The organism is Paenibacillus sp. YAE3 (assembly GCF_057546105.1).
This window is the reverse complement of sequence record NZ_BAAIYF010000008.1, coordinates 87,932-103,541: the sequence shown is the minus strand read 5'-3', so window position 1 is coordinate 103,541 and position 15,610 is coordinate 87,932. Positions and strand designations below refer to the sequence as shown.

Genomic DNA, 15,610 nt, shown 5'->3' with positions numbered 1-15,610 from the left:
TATGAAAGAGATGGGCTTTTTGGTAAATAAAACAGCTGGCCCAAACAGGGAGGAATCGCGGCCTGCAGAGGCGAATACCAACATCAGCCGGTATCGGCACTCATCCGAGTAGACAGATAGAAGAGAGAGATTGAGGTGGGGTATTGTGTCAATGAAATGCAACTGCGAGCAAAGCCTGAAACTGGAGCTTCGGACGGTCAAACACAGCCGGAGCGTGACGATCCGCCATGTCCCCGTACTGGTTTGCGATCAATGTATGACGTACCAACTTATACCTTCCATGCGGTCGGACTTGAAGAGATGCATCGATTTGCTGGGGTCCGATCCGGGAAAAACGAGCTTTTCGATGACGGACCACCATGAACTGGCCGGCGTCATTTACGACGTGCTGGCCGATGAGGATTGTCCCGATGACAGGCTGCACGCAAAATTCGAAGACGAAATCGAGGGGCGGATCAACCTCCTCTTGGATATGTATAGATTGGCCGAGGGCATGCGCGACGATCAATGGGTATCGGACATCCGCCAGCGCCTTTCGCAGCTGTCCGTCATCCTGCCGGAAATGAATGTATTTCATGCCGATGTATGAAAACAAAAAAATTTCAGAATTATTTTCATAGTTCGTTGGATTTTTCACGAAGTTTTTGATACGATAGAAGGAGGAATGAATCGAAAAAAGGAGATGTATATCAAATGGCGACGATGACCAAACTGACTACTAGCCAGCAGCTGCATTCCGCATTGGCTGCTTCGGACGAAAAGCCTTTGCTCCTGTTCAAGCACAGCACGCGCTGCCCGATCAGCGCCGGGGCCTATCAGCAGATGATGTCATACTTGCAAAACGAGCCGAACGAAGCCGTAGAATACGCATTAATCCATGTGGTCGAGGATCGCCCGGTCTCGCTGGAAGCGGCGGATCTGCTTGGCGTGCAGCATGAATCCCCTCAGGTGATTCTGGTCAAAAATCAGGCGCCGGTCTGGCATACATCTCATTCTCATATCACGGAAGATGCTTTGAAACAGCACCTGAAAGGATAGTAAAGCGTTATCATTGCAGAATGCGACAATTTGTCGTATCATAATTTTAATGGGTTGACGAGTGAAAATTTATTGGCAATGGAGAGAAGGAATTTGACGGTAACCATTTACGATGTGGCACGTGAAGCAGGCGTATCGATGGCAACGGTATCGCGGGTTGTAAACAACAACCCCAACGTGAAGCCTCAGACCCGGAAAAAAGTATATGAAGCAATCGAACGTTTGGGATATCGCCCTAATGCGGTGGCAAGAGGCCTTGCCAGCAAAAAAACGACGACGGTCGGGGTAGTCATTCCCGATATCTCGAACTCTATTTTTGCGGAAATCGCCCGGGGCATCGAAGATATCGCCAACATGTACCACTATAATATCATTTTGTGTAACGCCGATAAGAAGAAGGAAAAAGAAATTCGCGTCATCAACACGCTGCTCGAGAAACAGGTCGACGGCCTGCTGTTCATGGGCGGAACCGTAACGGAAGAGCATATTCAGGCATTCCAAACCTCCGCCGTACCGATCGTGCTTTGCGCGACGCGTGATGAACAGGGAACCTATCCTTCCGTGGATATCGACCACGAAGCGGCGGCATTTGACGCAGTCAACACGCTCATCCGCCACGGACACCGCGAAATCGCGATGATCAGCGGCACGCTTCAAGACCCTGCCAACGGGTACTCCCGTTTCCAAGGGTACAAAAAAGCGCTGGAGAACGCGGGAATCGAATACCAGGAGGACCTTGTCCGCATCGGTAACTACCGCTACGAGTCCGGCGTCGAAGCCATGAAATATTTCCTCGGGCTGAAGAAAAAGCCGACGGCTATCTTTGCGGCAACGGACGAAATGGCGATCGGCGCCATTCACAGCATCCAGGACGAAGGGCTGAAAGTGCCTGACGATTTCTCCGTCATCAGCGTCGACAATACGCGTATGGCTTCCATGGTTCGTCCGCTGCTGACAACGGTTGCTCAGCCGATGTACGATCTTGGCGCGGTGGCCATGCGTCTGCTGACCAAGCTGATGAAAAAGGAAAACGTGGACAACCCCCGGGTTATTTTGCCGCATGAGACGATTTTGCGTTTATCCGTCAGCCACGTGAACGAATAAGAAATAGAAACGATATGAAAAAGGTTATGTTTACGCTGAAAAAAGCTTCCTTGCGGGAGCTTTTTTTCACATATCGGTCTGGAAACCGAAATCTAGGAAAAGGGAGAATGCAAGATGCCGGAAACAATCGGAATCATTGGAGCGATGGACGAGGAGGTCGAGCTGCTGCTGGCCGGGATGAACGGCTCGGAAACGGTGGAGAAGGCCGGAGTCTGCTATCATAAAGGGACATTCCACGGCAAAAACGTCATCGTCTGCAAATCGGGAGTCGGGAAAGTGAACGCCGCGGTGACGACGCAAATTTTGATCGACTTTTTCGGCGTATCGAAAGTGTTGTTCACGGGCGTCGCAGGCGCCGTTCATCCGGAGCTTAACATCGGCGACATCGTCATTTCCTCCGAATGCCTTCAGCATGATATGGACGTGACGGCGCTCGGTTTCGAACGCGGGGTCATCCCTTATCAGGAGGTTTCCGTTTTTCAAGCCGACAAGGCGCTGGTCGCGCTTGCCGAAAAGGCGTGCAGCGCGCTTGGCGAAGTGAATTTCCGCGTCGGACGGGTGCTCTCCGGCGATCAATTTATCGCCAGCGTGGAACAGGTCTCCTGGTTCTATGAACATCTGCAGGGGGCGTGCGTCGAGATGGAAGGGGCGGCGGTCGCCCAGGTTTGTTACATGAACGGCGTGCCGTTCGTGATCATCCGTTCCATGTCGGACAAAGCCGACGGTTCGGCGCATGCCAACTTCGCGGAGTTTACGGTAGCGTCTTCGCGCCGTTCGCATGCCATTTTGGATGATATGCTTCGGCAAATGTAAAATAGGCTCATCAGCGAACAAGCTGCCCGGCAAGGTTAACCACAACCCCGGGCGGCTTGTTTGCCGTTGGAAGATGCGGCGGAGCAAAAGAGGGGGCTGCCGGCAATTGAGCGCATAACAAATAAGCCGTCCCGGACGAGAGCGGCGCTCGGCAGGGGACAGCTGTGTGTTTTTTATGAGATGGATTTTGCCAAAGCATGGGCTGGGCTAATACATGAAACGCTGCTGGAAACGGATGCGGTCGAACTGCTCCTTCGACGAAATCGGAACATCCCGGCCGATCCGGACCATAAGGCAGTTGGCCGGATGCGAGCAAATTTCCGGATCGTCGGTCGCGTACCAGACCATGTCGACGACCTTCATCAGCCGTTCCATCATTTTGCGGTAATCCCATACGTTCAGCCCGCTGCTTTTTAAATCCCAATGCCAATAATATTCCGTCGTGAACACGATATATTGTTCCATTTGCCCGCCTTCGAAGGCGGTTTTGATCATCTTCTGGCCGAGGCCCAGCGACCGGTAATCGTTGGCCACCTCGATCGCGCCAAGCTCGATCAAATCCTCCATATGGCCTTGGGACCAGCGCTCTTGCTCGTCCGGATAATGGAAGGTGACGTAGCCGACGATGACGTTTTCCTCGCGGGTGATGATGATCCTTCCTTCCGCAAGCCCGGCGATTTCGATCAGCGCTTCGTGCTGGTCTTTCGGACGGCGGAACGCATCGAGGTCGGGGTGCATGGTTAACTCGGACAATCTTCCGGGCGGCACGGGGCCTTCAACGACCAGGCAGCGCTCGCCAAGAGGCACGGTTTCGACATGGTACAATTTCAGGTGTTCCATCTGGACGCTCCTTTCGGCTTCTAACCTACTTATAGCAAAAAAACAATTAAATGAAAAGCGATGGCAGGAATTTTCATCCTATGTTATAATGATTTCTGACAAAAAACAGTCACAATTTTTGATCTTTACATCTGCCGGACCTGCTGTATCATGTTTTTCGCTTATCGGAATCATCGGAAAAAGGTTTTGAAGACTGATTGCGTGTGTATGTTGTCATTATGGCATGAACTCATACAAATTGTAAGCGCTGCCCTATCAATTTTTGGGAGAAACAGAGGGAGGATGAAAGAAATGGATCAAAATCAAAACGAAATTTTACCAAGCGTCGCAACAACGTCCAACCTGGGCGATTATGAAGAAGCCCGCTCGAAATTCCAATGGGAGGAAGTCGAGAAGCACTTCAGCTGGTACACGACCGGGAAGGTCAATATGGCGTACGAGGCCATCGACCGTCACGTTGCGGAAGGCCGAGGCGACAAAAAGGCTTTGCTCTACAGCGACGCTGCGCGGGACGAAAGTTATACCTTCGGCGACTTGAAGGAGCAATCCGACAAATTCGGCAACGTTCTCCGCAAATACGGGATCGGCAAAGGCGACCGGGTGTTTATTTTTATGCCGCGCAGTCCTGAACTCTATTTTTCTCTCATGGGCATTCTGAAAGTGGGTGCCGTCGTCGGCCCGTTGTTCGAAGCGTTTATGGAGACGGCCGTCAAAGACCGTCTGGAAGACAGCGGCGCGGTAGCGCTCGTCACGACAAGCCAACTGCTTGGCCGGGTCAAACGCGACGAGCTGCCTGAGCTGAAGCATATTTTCGTGGTTGGGGATCAAGTTGAGGAAGACGGCCAAATTCATGATTATTTCGGCGAAATGAAAGAAGCTTCTTCCGACCTTTCCATCGAATGGCTCGACCGGAACGACGGTTTGATCATGCACTACACTTCGGGTTCGACCGGGAAGCCGAAAGGCGTCTACCATGTGCAAAATGCCATGATTCAACATTATTACACGGGCAAAATGGTGCTGGACCTGCGCGAAGACGATATTTATTGGTGTACCGCCGATCCGGGCTGGGTGACGGGCACGTCGTACGGCATCTTCGCTCCGTGGCTGAACGGCGCAACGAACGTCATTCGCGGCGGACGCTTCAGTCCCCAGGATTGGTACGGCACGATCGCTAAAAATAAAGTAACGGTATGGTACAGCGCTCCTACCGCATTCCGGATGCTGATGGGCGCAGGGTCGGACATCATTTCCCAATTCGACCTGAGCAGCCTCCGCCACGTGCTTTCCGTCGGGGAGCCGCTGAATCCGGAGGTCGTTCGCTGGGGACATAAAGTCTACGGCCAGCGCATCCATGATACGTGGTGGATGACGGAAACCGGGGGGCATTTGATCTGTAACTATCCATCGATGGCGATCAAGCCGGGATCGATGGGCCGTCCGATTCCAGGCGTGGAAGCCGCGATTCTCGACGACAACGGCAACGAGGTTCCGCCGTATACGATGGGCAACCTGGCCATCAAAACGCCTTGGCCGTCCATGATGAATCAGATCTGGAATAACCCTGCCAAATATCAGGAATATTTCCGGATCCCGGGCTGGTACGTTTCCGGCGACTCGGCTTACATGGACGAAGACGGGTACTTCTGGTTCCAGGGGCGCGTCGACGACGTCATCAATTCCTCCGGCGAGCGGATCGGACCGTTTGAGGTGGAAAGCAAGCTCGTCGAACATCCGGCGGTAGCCGAAGCCGGCGTCATCGGCAAGCCTGATGCTACCCGCGGCGAAATCATCAAAGCGTTTATCTCGCTGCGCGAAGGTTATCAGGAATCCGAAGAGCTGAAAAACGAAATTTATAAATTCGTGAAAGAGGGACTCTCCGCCCACGCGGCGCCGCGGGAGATCGAATTCCGCGACAAGCTGCCGAAAACGAGATCCGGTAAAATCATGCGCCGGGTGCTCAAGGCTTGGGAGCTGAACCTACCGACAGGCGACCTGTCCACGATCGAGGATTAATCGCATATACCGTTTATCCAGGAAGCACCGGATCATTCGTTCCGGTGCTTCTTTTTTATTGGGAGGGGAAATCCCTGAGCAGGCGGTTTACCGGATTGCAGCCGCTTCGATGGCCGGGGAAGCAGGGGTTAGGGTGGGGCGGGACGGAGCGTTTTCTTGGAAGTTGACTTTAGAACATAGAAAAAAGGCTTACCCTGCGATTTGCAGGATAAGCCTTGGATGGCCGTCATTTTTTCTCGAAATACGAGGCCGGGGATGGAGGAGATTCCCCCGCCGAATTAACGGCCGTGACCCGGAAATAACCCGCTACCGGCGCCGCTGCAGCATATTGGAAGCCGGGCTCGCGGCTGGAGCCGATTTTGGAATAGGATCCATTGGGTTTCTCGCTGTAATAAACGTAGTATTCCGTCACCTTCTCCTCAGGACGGGACGGATTCCATTGGAACAGGATGCCGTTTTCCAGCGGCGAAATCTGCAGGCTTACAGGCGAAGCAGGCGCCTGCAGCTGCGCGTCCGAACCCGTAACGGATTGGCCCGGAATTTGCTGGCCATTAGCGCCCGGATCGAGCGACGTGCCCGGGTCGACCAATGTGCCTGGATCGATCGGAGCGCCGGGGTTCGTGATTGCGCCGTTGTCTCCAGGGAGCCCGATCGTTCCGTCGCCGAGGCTGCTTACCGTTGCGCTCGGCGACGATTCTTTGCCTGCGACATCAACCGCCGTCACATAAAATGCGGAACCGGCATCGGCAGGGCTGGTGAATGAAGTCGCATTGCCCGCCAGCACGATTTTGCCCGTATTTTGGAAAGCGCCGCCGTTTTGGGACCGGTACAGCCGGTATCCGACGACATCCGATTGCCCGGATGGATTGAACGTAATCGTTGCGCTGCTGCCGTTCAAGGCCATTCTGACGTTGCCTGGCGCAGCCGGAGGAGCGCCGTCATCCACGCGCGGATCGATTTCGGTCGGCATATCCTCGCCGGCATCGCGCGGAATATAGTAGGAAAGCGGCTCATGGCCTCCGCGCATTTTGGCGAATGCGGCTTCAAGCTCCTTGATGAGGTCCGGAATCGGTTTCTCGCGTTTAATGACGACCTTTTCCTTCAGCATATCCTCAGGCGTTCCATCCTTCGGAATGTAGTTGACCCCGTTGTACGTGATGTATTTGACTTTGGCGATGGCGTCATCGCTTGCTTTAGGCACGTATTTTACGTTAAACAGATCGGTCACGAATTTATCGGTTAAGGAAGTCGGCAGTTTACCGCTATAGGCCGAAACCGTCTTGGAAACGATGCCTTCGGGTTTATCGAATTTCGCCGTCTTGAACAAATCCGCTTCCTTTTCAGCGACTTCGTTCATGATCAACGTCCATATGGACTGGGCCCGCTTTCTGGCCGATTTGGTCGTCAGCGTGTTTTTCGGCTCCTTGTAGCCTACCCATACGCCAAGCGTGACGTCAGGCGAATAACCCATAAACCAAACGTCGGCATAGTTTTGCGTGGAACCGGTTTTCCCGACGATCGGGATTTGTTTGAAATGCTTGTAGTTTTTGCGGACAACATCGCCGGTTCCGTCCGTAATGACGGTGCGTAGCATATCGGTCATCAGATAGGCGGTCTGCTTCGAAAATGCCTGCACAGGCTTGGATTCATGCTGGTAAACGATGTTGCCGTTCGAATCGACGATTTTTTCGATCATATAAGCATCGTTGAACGTACCCTGGTTGGCGATGGCGCTGTAGGCGTTCGTCAGCTCTTCGACGGTGACCCCGTACTTCAGACCGCCCAGGACGCCCGTTTGGGCCGAATAATCCTCTTTTTGGATCGTCGTGATGCCGAGCTTTTTGGAAAAAGCCCATGCCGCGTCGATGCCGACGACATTGTTATACAGCTTCAAGGCGATCGTGTTCACGGACTTGTTCAACGCTTTCCGCGCCGTCATCAATCCGCTGTAACCCGAAGTCGAGTTTTTCGGGATGTGGAATCCCTTTTGGCCGTCCTTCAGAATGATCGGGGCGTCGTCCAGGATGCTTGCGGGCTGGATGGCGCCGGATTCGATGGCAGGCAGATAAGCGGCGATCGGTTTCATGGTCGACCCCGGCTGGCGAACCATCTGCGTGGCGTAGTTCATCTGTTCTTTGTTGAAGTCCCGGCCTTCGAGCATGCCCAAAATGGCGCCCGTCTTGTTGTCGATCATCATGGCGGCCGTTTGCTCAGGACCTTTCGTTTTGCTGTCCGGTCCGAAGTTATCCTTGTTTTCGCCGATTTTATGCATCGAATTATAAACGCGTTTATCGATGGTGGTGTATACGCGGTATCCGCCGGTCTTCAGCTGTTGATTTGCCGCCTCGAGCAAATCGCTGTCTCTTTCGGACGGATCTTCCGGGTCTTTGCCCGCGTTTTTCAAATTCAGCTCCATCAAAATTTCCGAAGCCTGGCGTTCGGTCTCCATCATCAGGTAAGGGTAGGTCGAATACGCCTTTTCGACGCGGGGAGCGAGCGCCTTGCGGATATCGAAGGCCATCGCTTCCTTGTACTCGGCTTCCGTGATTTTGTTTTCCTCCAGCATGCGGCGCAGCACGAGGTGCTGGCGGTCCAGCGCCCGCTTGAAGGCGTCCGGATTGAAATCGCCCTTGGAATTGTAAGCGGAGTACCGGGTCGGAAGCTGCGGCAACCCCGCAAGGTAAGCGGCCTGAGCGACGTTAAGCTGATTCAGATCATTGATATTAAAAATGCCCTTTGCAGCTGCTTTGATTCCGTACAAGTTGTATCCGCTGGCGCCCTTGCCGAAAGGCACCTTATTCAGGTAAGCGGTCAGAATCTCTTCTTTCGTCATGAACCGCTCCAGGCGGAGCGCAAGCAATATCTCCTTGATCTTCCGGTCATCGGTCTTGTCGAGGCTCAGGAAAACGCGTCTGGCCAACTGCTGCGTCAATGTGCTGCCGCCGGTTTGGACGGATTCTTTCAGCACCTTTTGCCTTACGGCACGCAGCGTGCCTTTCATGTCTACGCCATTATGTTCAAAAAAGTGGTTGTCTTCTATGGATATGACGGCATCGATGACTAATTTCGGAATTTGCTTGTATTCGACGGGACGCCGGTCTTCATCCGTGCGGATTTGACCGATGGGCGTCTGTTGGTCGCGAAAATAAGCAAAGCTGGTGATGGCGTTTTCACCCATTTTCTGATCGATCAGTTCCCTGGAGCGGACGGGTTCGTCTTTGACGATATAAGCGACGTAACCCATGGCGGTGCCTCCGACGAACAGGGCTCCCATCAGTCCGACGACAAACAGCCAGAGGATGACCAGGCCCGTGACCCGGGCGTAGGACCGCCTCGGTTTCGTGGCTGGCTGCTTATCCGGTTTTTTATTGTTATTTTCAACCATTCGCGTGCGTTCCTCCTTTTAACGGAACTATTATAGCATAATTTGCGGATTTTGAATGCAGGGAGCGAATGAGGGCTTTTTTTCGTGAGATTTGACATATTTGAAGGGCAAATCGTACAAAGCAGGCGGGCCGAAACGGTCCCGAAAAACGGCAAAAAGCCCGGAACCGAAGGTTCCAGGCTTTCTTTAAGGCAAAGATTAACGGTTGTAGAATTCGACGATTTGTTTTTCGTCGATGTCTTGGGAAAGCTCAGCGCGTTCAGGCAAACGGATGTATTTGCCTTCCATTGCCGCATCGTTGTATTCCAGGTAGCCTGGAAGATGGCTGCGGTTTTCCAAAGCTTCTTTGATGGAAGAGAGGCCGCGGCTTCTTTCGCGAAGACCGATTACGTCGCCGATGTTCACCATGTAGGAAGCAACGTTGACTTTTTTCCCGTTAACGGTGATGTGACCGTGGGAAACCAGCTGACGAGCGCCTGCACGGGAGTTGGCGAAGCCAAGACGGTAAACGAGGTTGTCCAGGCGGCTTTCCAGCAAGAACATGAAGTTTTCGCCGGCGATCCCTTGCATTTTTTGAGCTCTGTGGAAAAGGGTGCTGAACTGTTTTTCACCCAAACCGTACATGTGGCGCAGTTTTTGCTTTTCAGCGAGCTGCATGCCGTAGTTGCTCATTTTTCTCCGTTGGTTAGGACCGTGTTGTCCCGGAGGGAACGGGCGTTTCAATTCTTTGCCTGTACCGCTCAGGGAGATGCCCAAACGGCGGCTCAGTTTAAATTTAGGACCAGTGTAACGTGCCATGTTATAGTAGACTCCTTTATTTTCAAATATTAATGTGAAATAGGGCTCTATTTGCGCCGGGTTAGTTGATTGTGTTAGCCTTATCGGCAGTAACACCTGATTGAAAAGTTCAGCCGCTGTTCGATCAGCAACAAACCGCGAGAGGGTGACACAACGTTACGCCCAAATTCAGACTGAATACAGTCTTGTTCATCAATAGATTTTAAACGAATGCTCATGGCAAAGTCAAGTCCTGATAAATATCGAGAAACGTCTAATTTTGTCGATAGGCCTATGGTCCTAAAAAAGTAGGACAAAATCTCTGAAATTTTGATGCAAAATCGGTTTGAAGAGAGTAGAATAAGGGTATTATGAAAGTTTTTGAAGATTTACCGCTTATTTCGACCACCATGGTGCCGTGCGACACCTTTTAACACGGTGTAAAGGAGCGCCTGCTAATGCCAGAACATCAACAGGATTTTTCCAAACATCAAAGTTTGTTTCAGACCCATATCGAAGCGGCGTCTCCGAGCGAGTCTTCTCATTTATGGTTGAAGGAGATGGACATCACCGGCCATGACTTGCCTTACGTTCGGGAGGTCCTGCAGCAATCCTTCGAGGATTGGCGAAAGGAGACGGGGGCGCTGCCTTTTTCGCAGCAATCCGAATGGGCCGTCGCCGATCACGAGGGCGCTTACGCATGCGGCGAGACGGCGGTCCATGAACTGCTTGCCGCGTATTGCCCGGACCTTTTGAAGCGCTGCCTGGCATCGCATGAAACGGTTTGCAGCGATATCGGACCATCCGGCCGTTATGGATTCGCCGGACGAACGGTATGCCTCGTGCCCATACTGTCGCGGAACGGGCAGCTGCTTGTTGCCGTGCTTGCTTGCGTGCTTCCGAAGGACGGAAGCAGCGGAGGGACCGATGCCGTCCATGCGACCGCGCTGCATTACCGCTCTTGTTTTTTCAGACGCTATGAATACATATTCGTGTCCGACGTCATGAAGGTTCAAAAAAATGCGGAACGCGAGGCCAGCCGCAGATCGATCCTGTTCCAAATCATGCAGCGGATGCATGACCAAATCGACGTGGATACGGTAATCACCGAAGTGCTCGACAGCATCGCGATCCTGTATCCTTCCATTGAGCTCAGCCTCATGATGTCCCAGGATCACGAGCACCGCAACCCGAGGGTGAGGCCGCTGGTGTTCCACCCGTGGGGCGAAGACATTTGCGTGCGGGCTTTTATGGACGGAAGATTGACGGTTCAGGAGGGCATGGAGGGACGGGATGAGGCCGAGATCGCCATTCCGTTCGGGGGCAAGCAGGGCATTTACGGCGTGTTCCATCTGAAAATGACCCGCGAACTGAAGGAAGATCTGGATCTGCAGCTCATTACGATGATGATCGATACCGCCGGCAACGCCTTTGAAAATGCCAAGCTGTACGAGCAATCCAATTTGCTGATCCATGAGCTCCGCCTGATCAACGAACTGACGCAGCGGCTTAATCAAAGCCTGCAGCTCGCGGACATCTACAAACTCGCGACGGGGGAACTGCTCAATATTTTTAACGCGGATTATTGCTGCTTCCTTCAATGGAATGAGGAACGAAACATGCTCGAGGTCATGTCGTGCAACGAGCCGTCGCTTTCGCGGGACCTTTTCAGCAAAGATTACGGCTTCGGCGGACTGGTGTACGAAAAAAAGGAACCGATCATTTTATCGGATTACCATTTGAACACCAAGGTATCGTCCAAACTGATGGAAGTGACCGGTTCGCAATCGCTGATCGCTACGCCGTTAAGCGTCAACGGCAAGGTGATCGGAGCCGTTTTGCTGACGCATCGCAGCCCGCATTTTTTCTCCTACGACAATTACCGCCTGCTCCAAACGCTGGCCAGCCATATCGGGCTGTCCGTCAGCAACGCTCTGTTGCATGCCGAGCTCAGGCGCATGGCGAACCGCGATATGCTGACCGACATGTATGCCCGACATTATCTCGACGAAGCGATCCAGGATTCGCAGGCCAAAGATTTTTGCGGCTCCCTGATCGTCGTGGACATCGACCAGTTCAAGCAGGTCAACGATACCTACGGCCATCAAAAAGGCGACAAAATTTTGAAGCAGGTCAGCGAAATTTTGAAAACGTCCATCCGGCCCGTCGATATTCCCGCAAGATGGGGCGGCGAAGAACTTGCGGTATATTTGCCGCAGCTCGGCCTTCATCAGGCGATGAAGGTGGCGGAAACGATCCGGACGCGGGTGGCGCGGGAGACCAATCCCGGCGTGACCGTGTCGAGCGGCATTGCCGAATGGTGCATCCTCGACAAGCACATCAGCGTGGACAGCCTGTTTTACAGAGCCGACATGGCGTTGTACCGCGCCAAAAACAGCGGGCGCAACCAAATTCAAATCGAAGACATGAACGAATGAGAAAGAGCGATCTGTGCCAATCAGCAGGCGCTCTTTTTTTTGCGCAAAAATAATAGTTCGGGGGCGTTCCGCGCGGCCCGTTTTCGGACGACGGCTGCATAATCGTTTGCGGCAAAGGCAAGCCTAAGCCCAAAAGTCCGAGAAGAGGGATGCCTTATGAAAAAGAGGAGATTCTGCCGCGGTTTTGCCGTATCGCTGTGCATATGTTTGGGGTTGACGGGGTGCGGCATGTTCCAAAACCAAAAAAGTCCGGAAGCGTGGTTCAAACAGACGCTCGGCGGGTTAGCCGGCATCGATTCCTTCAAGTTTAGCGGGGAAGCGGCCGTACGTACCCAATCGGAAAAAGGCTTTCGGGAGAGCTTGGCTTACGAGGGGATCCTGACCGAACACGACAAGCTGACGATCCGCAGCATGCTGCCTGCGCAAGCCGCCGGCAAGGATGCGTCGAATGCGGTGCGAACCAGCAGCTACCATGCGGCCGAATCCGGATTCCGGCGGCAGGACGGCCATTGGGTTCATCTGTTCAGCGAGGGCAGCGCGGCGCTGGGCACGTCCCTGGCCCGGTTTAATCCGCTCGCACAACTCGACGCGATCGACAAGCTTCCGAAACAGATCAGGGAGGCTTCGGGCGCTGCGCGCGGAACGAAGGTGCTCCGGATCGAGCTTACCCCGCCGGCCGCCAAACAGTGGCTTACCGAGCAGCTGGAAACCGAGATGGATGCAGTCCGGAAGCAGGCAGAGGAATCCGACCAGGGGCTTTCCGCCAAGGAAAAGCGCCGGCTGACCGACGTATGGAACAAGGGCAACGGCCAGATGAAGCAAATGCTCGAACACGCGGAAGTCGATATGGTGTATTATTTGACGATCGACAAACGGACAGGCTTTCCGGTCAAGCTTTCTTCCGAGAGCGATATACGCTACCTCAATCTGCATCATCGGGAGGAACATGAACAGATGGTCAACGACGTCGCTTTTCACCCATGACGGGGGTGCGGCTCTTTTGGTCGATGGATTAAACATTCCGCTAGACGCCGCGGTTCATCCTGCGAAGTGCGCCGATCGGCGTTTTCTTACTGTTTGAAGCCGGAAGAAAGTGCTACAATAGAGGACGAATAAATTAACCTTTGTTCAAAAAAATATACTGCACGGATTTTTAGGAGGAATAAACAGATGCGAGATCCTAGAATTCAGAAGCTTGCCGAAAATCTGGTGGGTTATTCGGTAAACGTACAGCCGGGCGAAAATGTCCTGGTCGAAATGATCGGCTCGGAGCGGGATTTGCTGAAAGCCGTGATCGAAGAGGTACATAAACGCGGGGGCAACCCGTTCGTCGAATTGACGGACCGAGGGGTGCAGCGCGCGATGCTCATGAACGCAACCGAAGAAATGGTTAAAACGTGGGCGGAATACGATTTGGAACGCATGAAAAAAATGGACTGCTACATCGGCATCCGTTCCGGCGAAAACGTAAACGACCTCGCGGACGTGCCGGACGACAAAATGCGTTTGTTTAACCGCCTTTACAATCATCCCGTTCACAGCGGGCAGCGCGTCAACCATACGAAATGGGTCGTTCTGCGTTATCCGAACGCGAGCATGGCGCAACTGTCCAATCAGAGCACCGAAGCCTTCGAGGATTTCTACTTCGACGTGTGCAACCTGGATTACGCCAAAATGGACAAAGCGCAGGATCCCCTTGCCGAGCTGATGAGAAAAACGGACAAAGTCCGGATCGTCGGTCCTGGCACCGATTTGACGTTTTCGATCAAAGGGATCGGGGCGACGAAATGCGCGGGCGAAAAAAACATCCCCGACGGCGAAGTATACAGCGCGCCCGTCCGCGATTCCGTCAACGGCACGATCAGCTACAACACCAGCACCGTATATCAAGGCATCACCTTCGAAAACATCAAGTTCACGTTTAAGGACGGAAAGATCGTCGAAGCGACAAGCAATGATACCGAGCGTTTGAACCAAATCCTCGATTCCGACGAAGGCGCCCGTTACATCGGCGAGTTTGCGATCGGTTTTAACCCGTACATTCTGCATCCGATGAAGGATACCCTGTTCGACGAAAAAATCGCGGGCAGCATCCATTTTACGCCGGGGCAAGCCTATGAGGATTGCGACAACGGCAACCGTTCGTCGATCCACTGGGATATCGTTTTGATCCAGCGCCCGGATTACGGCGGCGGCGAAATTTATTTTGACGACGTGCTGATCCGCAAGGACGGACTGTTCGTGATCGACGAGTTGAAAGGCCTCAACCCCGACCAGTTGGTGTAATCTTCGAAAACGAAACAGAAATCCCTTGCACAGGAAAGCGGATTCAATGTATCATGAAATTGGCAGCATGAATATAATACCTGATACCAAAAGCTACGGAGGGATCACAATGTCCAGTAATAACGCAGCTGTAGTGGAAATCGCCCAAACAGCGGGCAAGTTTACTTCTTCCATTGTGCTTCAGGCAGACAACAAGTACATTGATGTCAAAAGCATTCTGGGTTTGTTTACGACCCTTGTAAGCAATAAAGGCTATGAACTCCATGTTCATGGACCGGATGCGGATGAGGCGAAAGCGGCTATGAAAGAAGTATTCGCGAAACACGGCCTGAAAGTCGAAGTCGTAGAAGAATAATGATTCTAAAAAAAGCGTTCTGCCCATGCGGCGGGGCGCTTTTTTTAAGCGGTCTTTCACGAACATGCAAACTATTTTTTCCGATGATGCTTCGGATTAAAGCGGTCCGGCTTTCCGCGAAGGTGCGCCGGTGGACGTTTTTATTACGATGTTCTTGTATTGGGCTCTGATTTCGTCTAATATTAAAGAAGAGAACAAGGGTGTGACTTTTGGACATAGGGGGGAAGATGCATGACTTCTTCTGAGCTGCAGGAACAGTTGAACATGAAAGCAATCAGTCTTCTACAAGAAGATGCAGATAAAATACAGAAGCTTATCGAAGTACAAATGGAGAATCTGGCAACCCGCTATTGCCCTCTCTATGAGGAAGTGCTGGACACCCAGATGTACGGATTTTCCAGAGAAGTCGACTTCGCGGTCAGAGCAGGGCTGCTCCCCGAGGCGGCAGGCAAACAGCTTGTCAGCCAGCTCGAACGCAATTTGGCGATCCTTTACGAGGCACTGAACAACAAGAAGGCGGAATAAGCCCGTTCTTTTTTTCGGGGCCACACGTTAAAA

Annotated in this window: 13 protein-coding genes; 10 read left to right on the top strand and 3 right to left on the bottom strand. The window is 52.8% G+C overall.

The window, feature by feature from the left end; all coding sequences use genetic code 11:
* Nucleotides 1-145 precede the first annotated feature (145 nt).
* From AC27KL_RS16660 to AC27KL_RS16645, 4 genes are all read left to right on the top strand, one after another.
* The gene (locus tag AC27KL_RS16660; RefSeq protein WP_487170419.1) at nucleotides 146-589 is read left to right on the top strand and encodes a hypothetical protein; all 444 of its coding nucleotides are present in this window, start codon (nucleotides 146-148) and stop codon (nucleotides 587-589) included.
* Between the two features lie 104 nt (nucleotides 590-693).
* Nucleotides 694-1,038, top strand: a complete 345-nt coding sequence (gene ytxJ / locus AC27KL_RS16655; RefSeq protein ID WP_036707638.1) for a bacillithiol system redox-active protein YtxJ — start codon at nucleotides 694-696, stop codon at nucleotides 1,036-1,038.
* Between the two features lie 93 nt (nucleotides 1,039-1,131).
* Nucleotides 1,132-2,142 carry a catabolite control protein A gene (gene ccpA / locus AC27KL_RS16650; RefSeq protein WP_212947090.1) on the top strand — a complete coding sequence of 337 codons (1,011 nt, stop codon included), beginning with the start codon at nucleotides 1,132-1,134 and terminating at the stop codon, nucleotides 2,140-2,142.
* Nucleotides 2,143-2,256: 114 nt separating this feature from the next.
* Complete coding sequence (locus AC27KL_RS16645; protein ID WP_487170418.1) at nucleotides 2,257-2,955, top strand: 5'-methylthioadenosine/adenosylhomocysteine nucleosidase; 699 nt, start codon at nucleotides 2,257-2,259, stop codon at nucleotides 2,953-2,955.
* Nucleotides 2,956-3,162: 207 nt separating this feature from the next.
* Here the strand turns inward: AC27KL_RS16645 and AC27KL_RS16640 are convergent, their stop codons facing one another.
* Nucleotides 3,163-3,795: a GNAT family N-acetyltransferase gene (locus tag AC27KL_RS16640; protein WP_339324161.1), complete on the bottom strand. Its 633-nt coding sequence runs from the start codon at nucleotides 3,793-3,795 to the stop codon at nucleotides 3,163-3,165.
* Between the two features lie 291 nt (nucleotides 3,796-4,086).
* Here AC27KL_RS16640 and acsA point away from each other — a divergent pair, with 291 nt between their 5' ends.
* Nucleotides 4,087-5,811 (top strand): acetate--CoA ligase, encoded by a 1,725-nt coding sequence (acsA, locus tag AC27KL_RS16635; protein ID WP_212947086.1) that lies wholly within the window; start codon nucleotides 4,087-4,089, stop codon nucleotides 5,809-5,811.
* Nucleotides 5,812-6,037: 226 nt separating this feature from the next.
* On the opposite strand, the gene AC27KL_RS16630 is transcribed toward acsA, so the two are convergent.
* Both AC27KL_RS16630 and rpsD read right to left on the bottom strand, forming a co-directional pair.
* Nucleotides 6,038-9,196, bottom strand: coding sequence for a transglycosylase domain-containing protein (locus tag AC27KL_RS16630; RefSeq protein ID WP_487170417.1), 3,159 nt, complete (start codon nucleotides 9,194-9,196; stop codon nucleotides 6,038-6,040).
* A gap of 198 nt (nucleotides 9,197-9,394) precedes the next feature.
* Nucleotides 9,395-9,994, bottom strand: a complete 600-nt coding sequence (gene rpsD, locus AC27KL_RS16625; RefSeq protein WP_212947082.1) for a 30S ribosomal protein S4 — start codon at nucleotides 9,992-9,994, stop codon at nucleotides 9,395-9,397.
* A 437-nt stretch (nucleotides 9,995-10,431) separates the two neighbouring features.
* Between rpsD and AC27KL_RS16620 the strand changes: the two genes are divergently transcribed.
* From AC27KL_RS16620 to AC27KL_RS16600, 5 genes are all read left to right on the top strand, one after another.
* Nucleotides 10,432-12,411, top strand: coding sequence for a sensor domain-containing diguanylate cyclase (locus tag AC27KL_RS16620; RefSeq protein WP_487170416.1), 1,980 nt, complete (start codon nucleotides 10,432-10,434; stop codon nucleotides 12,409-12,411).
* Nucleotides 12,412-12,567: 156 nt separating this feature from the next.
* Nucleotides 12,568-13,395, top strand: a complete 828-nt coding sequence (locus AC27KL_RS16615) for a hypothetical protein (protein WP_487170415.1) — start codon at nucleotides 12,568-12,570, stop codon at nucleotides 13,393-13,395.
* 186 nt (nucleotides 13,396-13,581) lie between these two features.
* The gene (locus AC27KL_RS16610) at nucleotides 13,582-14,697 is read left to right on the top strand and encodes an aminopeptidase (protein WP_036707653.1); all 1,116 of its coding nucleotides are present in this window, start codon (nucleotides 13,582-13,584) and stop codon (nucleotides 14,695-14,697) included.
* A 109-nt stretch (nucleotides 14,698-14,806) separates the two neighbouring features.
* A complete protein-coding gene (locus AC27KL_RS16605; protein WP_036707782.1) occupies nucleotides 14,807-15,052 on the top strand; it encodes an HPr family phosphocarrier protein in 246 nt (81 codons plus the stop codon).
* A 231-nt stretch (nucleotides 15,053-15,283) separates the two neighbouring features.
* The gene (locus AC27KL_RS16600; protein WP_036707656.1) at nucleotides 15,284-15,577 is read left to right on the top strand and encodes an Fpa/YlaN family protein; all 294 of its coding nucleotides are present in this window, start codon (nucleotides 15,284-15,286) and stop codon (nucleotides 15,575-15,577) included.
* The last annotated feature ends 33 nt before the right edge of the window (nucleotides 15,578-15,610 follow it).

What these genes read in the sequence shown, in the direction of transcription:
- acsA (WP_212947086.1), top strand. Translation starts at nt 4,087, where the DNA reads ATGGATCAAAATCAAAACGAAATTTTACCAAGCGTCGCAACAACGTCC.
- AC27KL_RS16630 (WP_487170417.1), bottom strand. Translation starts at nt 9,196, where the DNA reads ATGGTTGAAAATAACAATAAAAAACCGGATAAGCAGCCAGCCACGAAA.
- rpsD (WP_212947082.1), bottom strand. Translation starts at nt 9,994, where the DNA reads ATGGCACGTTACACTGGTCCTAAATTTAAACTGAGCCGCCGTTTGGGC.
- AC27KL_RS16605 (WP_036707782.1), top strand. Translation starts at nt 14,807, where the DNA reads ATGTCCAGTAATAACGCAGCTGTAGTGGAAATCGCCCAAACAGCGGGC.
- AC27KL_RS16640 (WP_339324161.1), bottom strand. Translation starts at nt 3,795, where the DNA reads ATGGAACACCTGAAATTGTACCATGTCGAAACCGTGCCTCTTGGCGAG.
- AC27KL_RS16645 (WP_487170418.1), top strand. Translation starts at nt 2,257, where the DNA reads ATGCCGGAAACAATCGGAATCATTGGAGCGATGGACGAGGAGGTCGAG.
- AC27KL_RS16610 (WP_036707653.1), top strand. Translation starts at nt 13,582, where the DNA reads ATGCGAGATCCTAGAATTCAGAAGCTTGCCGAAAATCTGGTGGGTTAT.
- AC27KL_RS16620 (WP_487170416.1), top strand. Translation starts at nt 10,432, where the DNA reads ATGCCAGAACATCAACAGGATTTTTCCAAACATCAAAGTTTGTTTCAG.
- AC27KL_RS16600 (WP_036707656.1), top strand. Translation starts at nt 15,284, where the DNA reads ATGACTTCTTCTGAGCTGCAGGAACAGTTGAACATGAAAGCAATCAGT.
- AC27KL_RS16615 (WP_487170415.1), top strand. Translation starts at nt 12,568, where the DNA reads ATGAAAAAGAGGAGATTCTGCCGCGGTTTTGCCGTATCGCTGTGCATA.
- ytxJ (WP_036707638.1), top strand. Translation starts at nt 694, where the DNA reads ATGGCGACGATGACCAAACTGACTACTAGCCAGCAGCTGCATTCCGCA.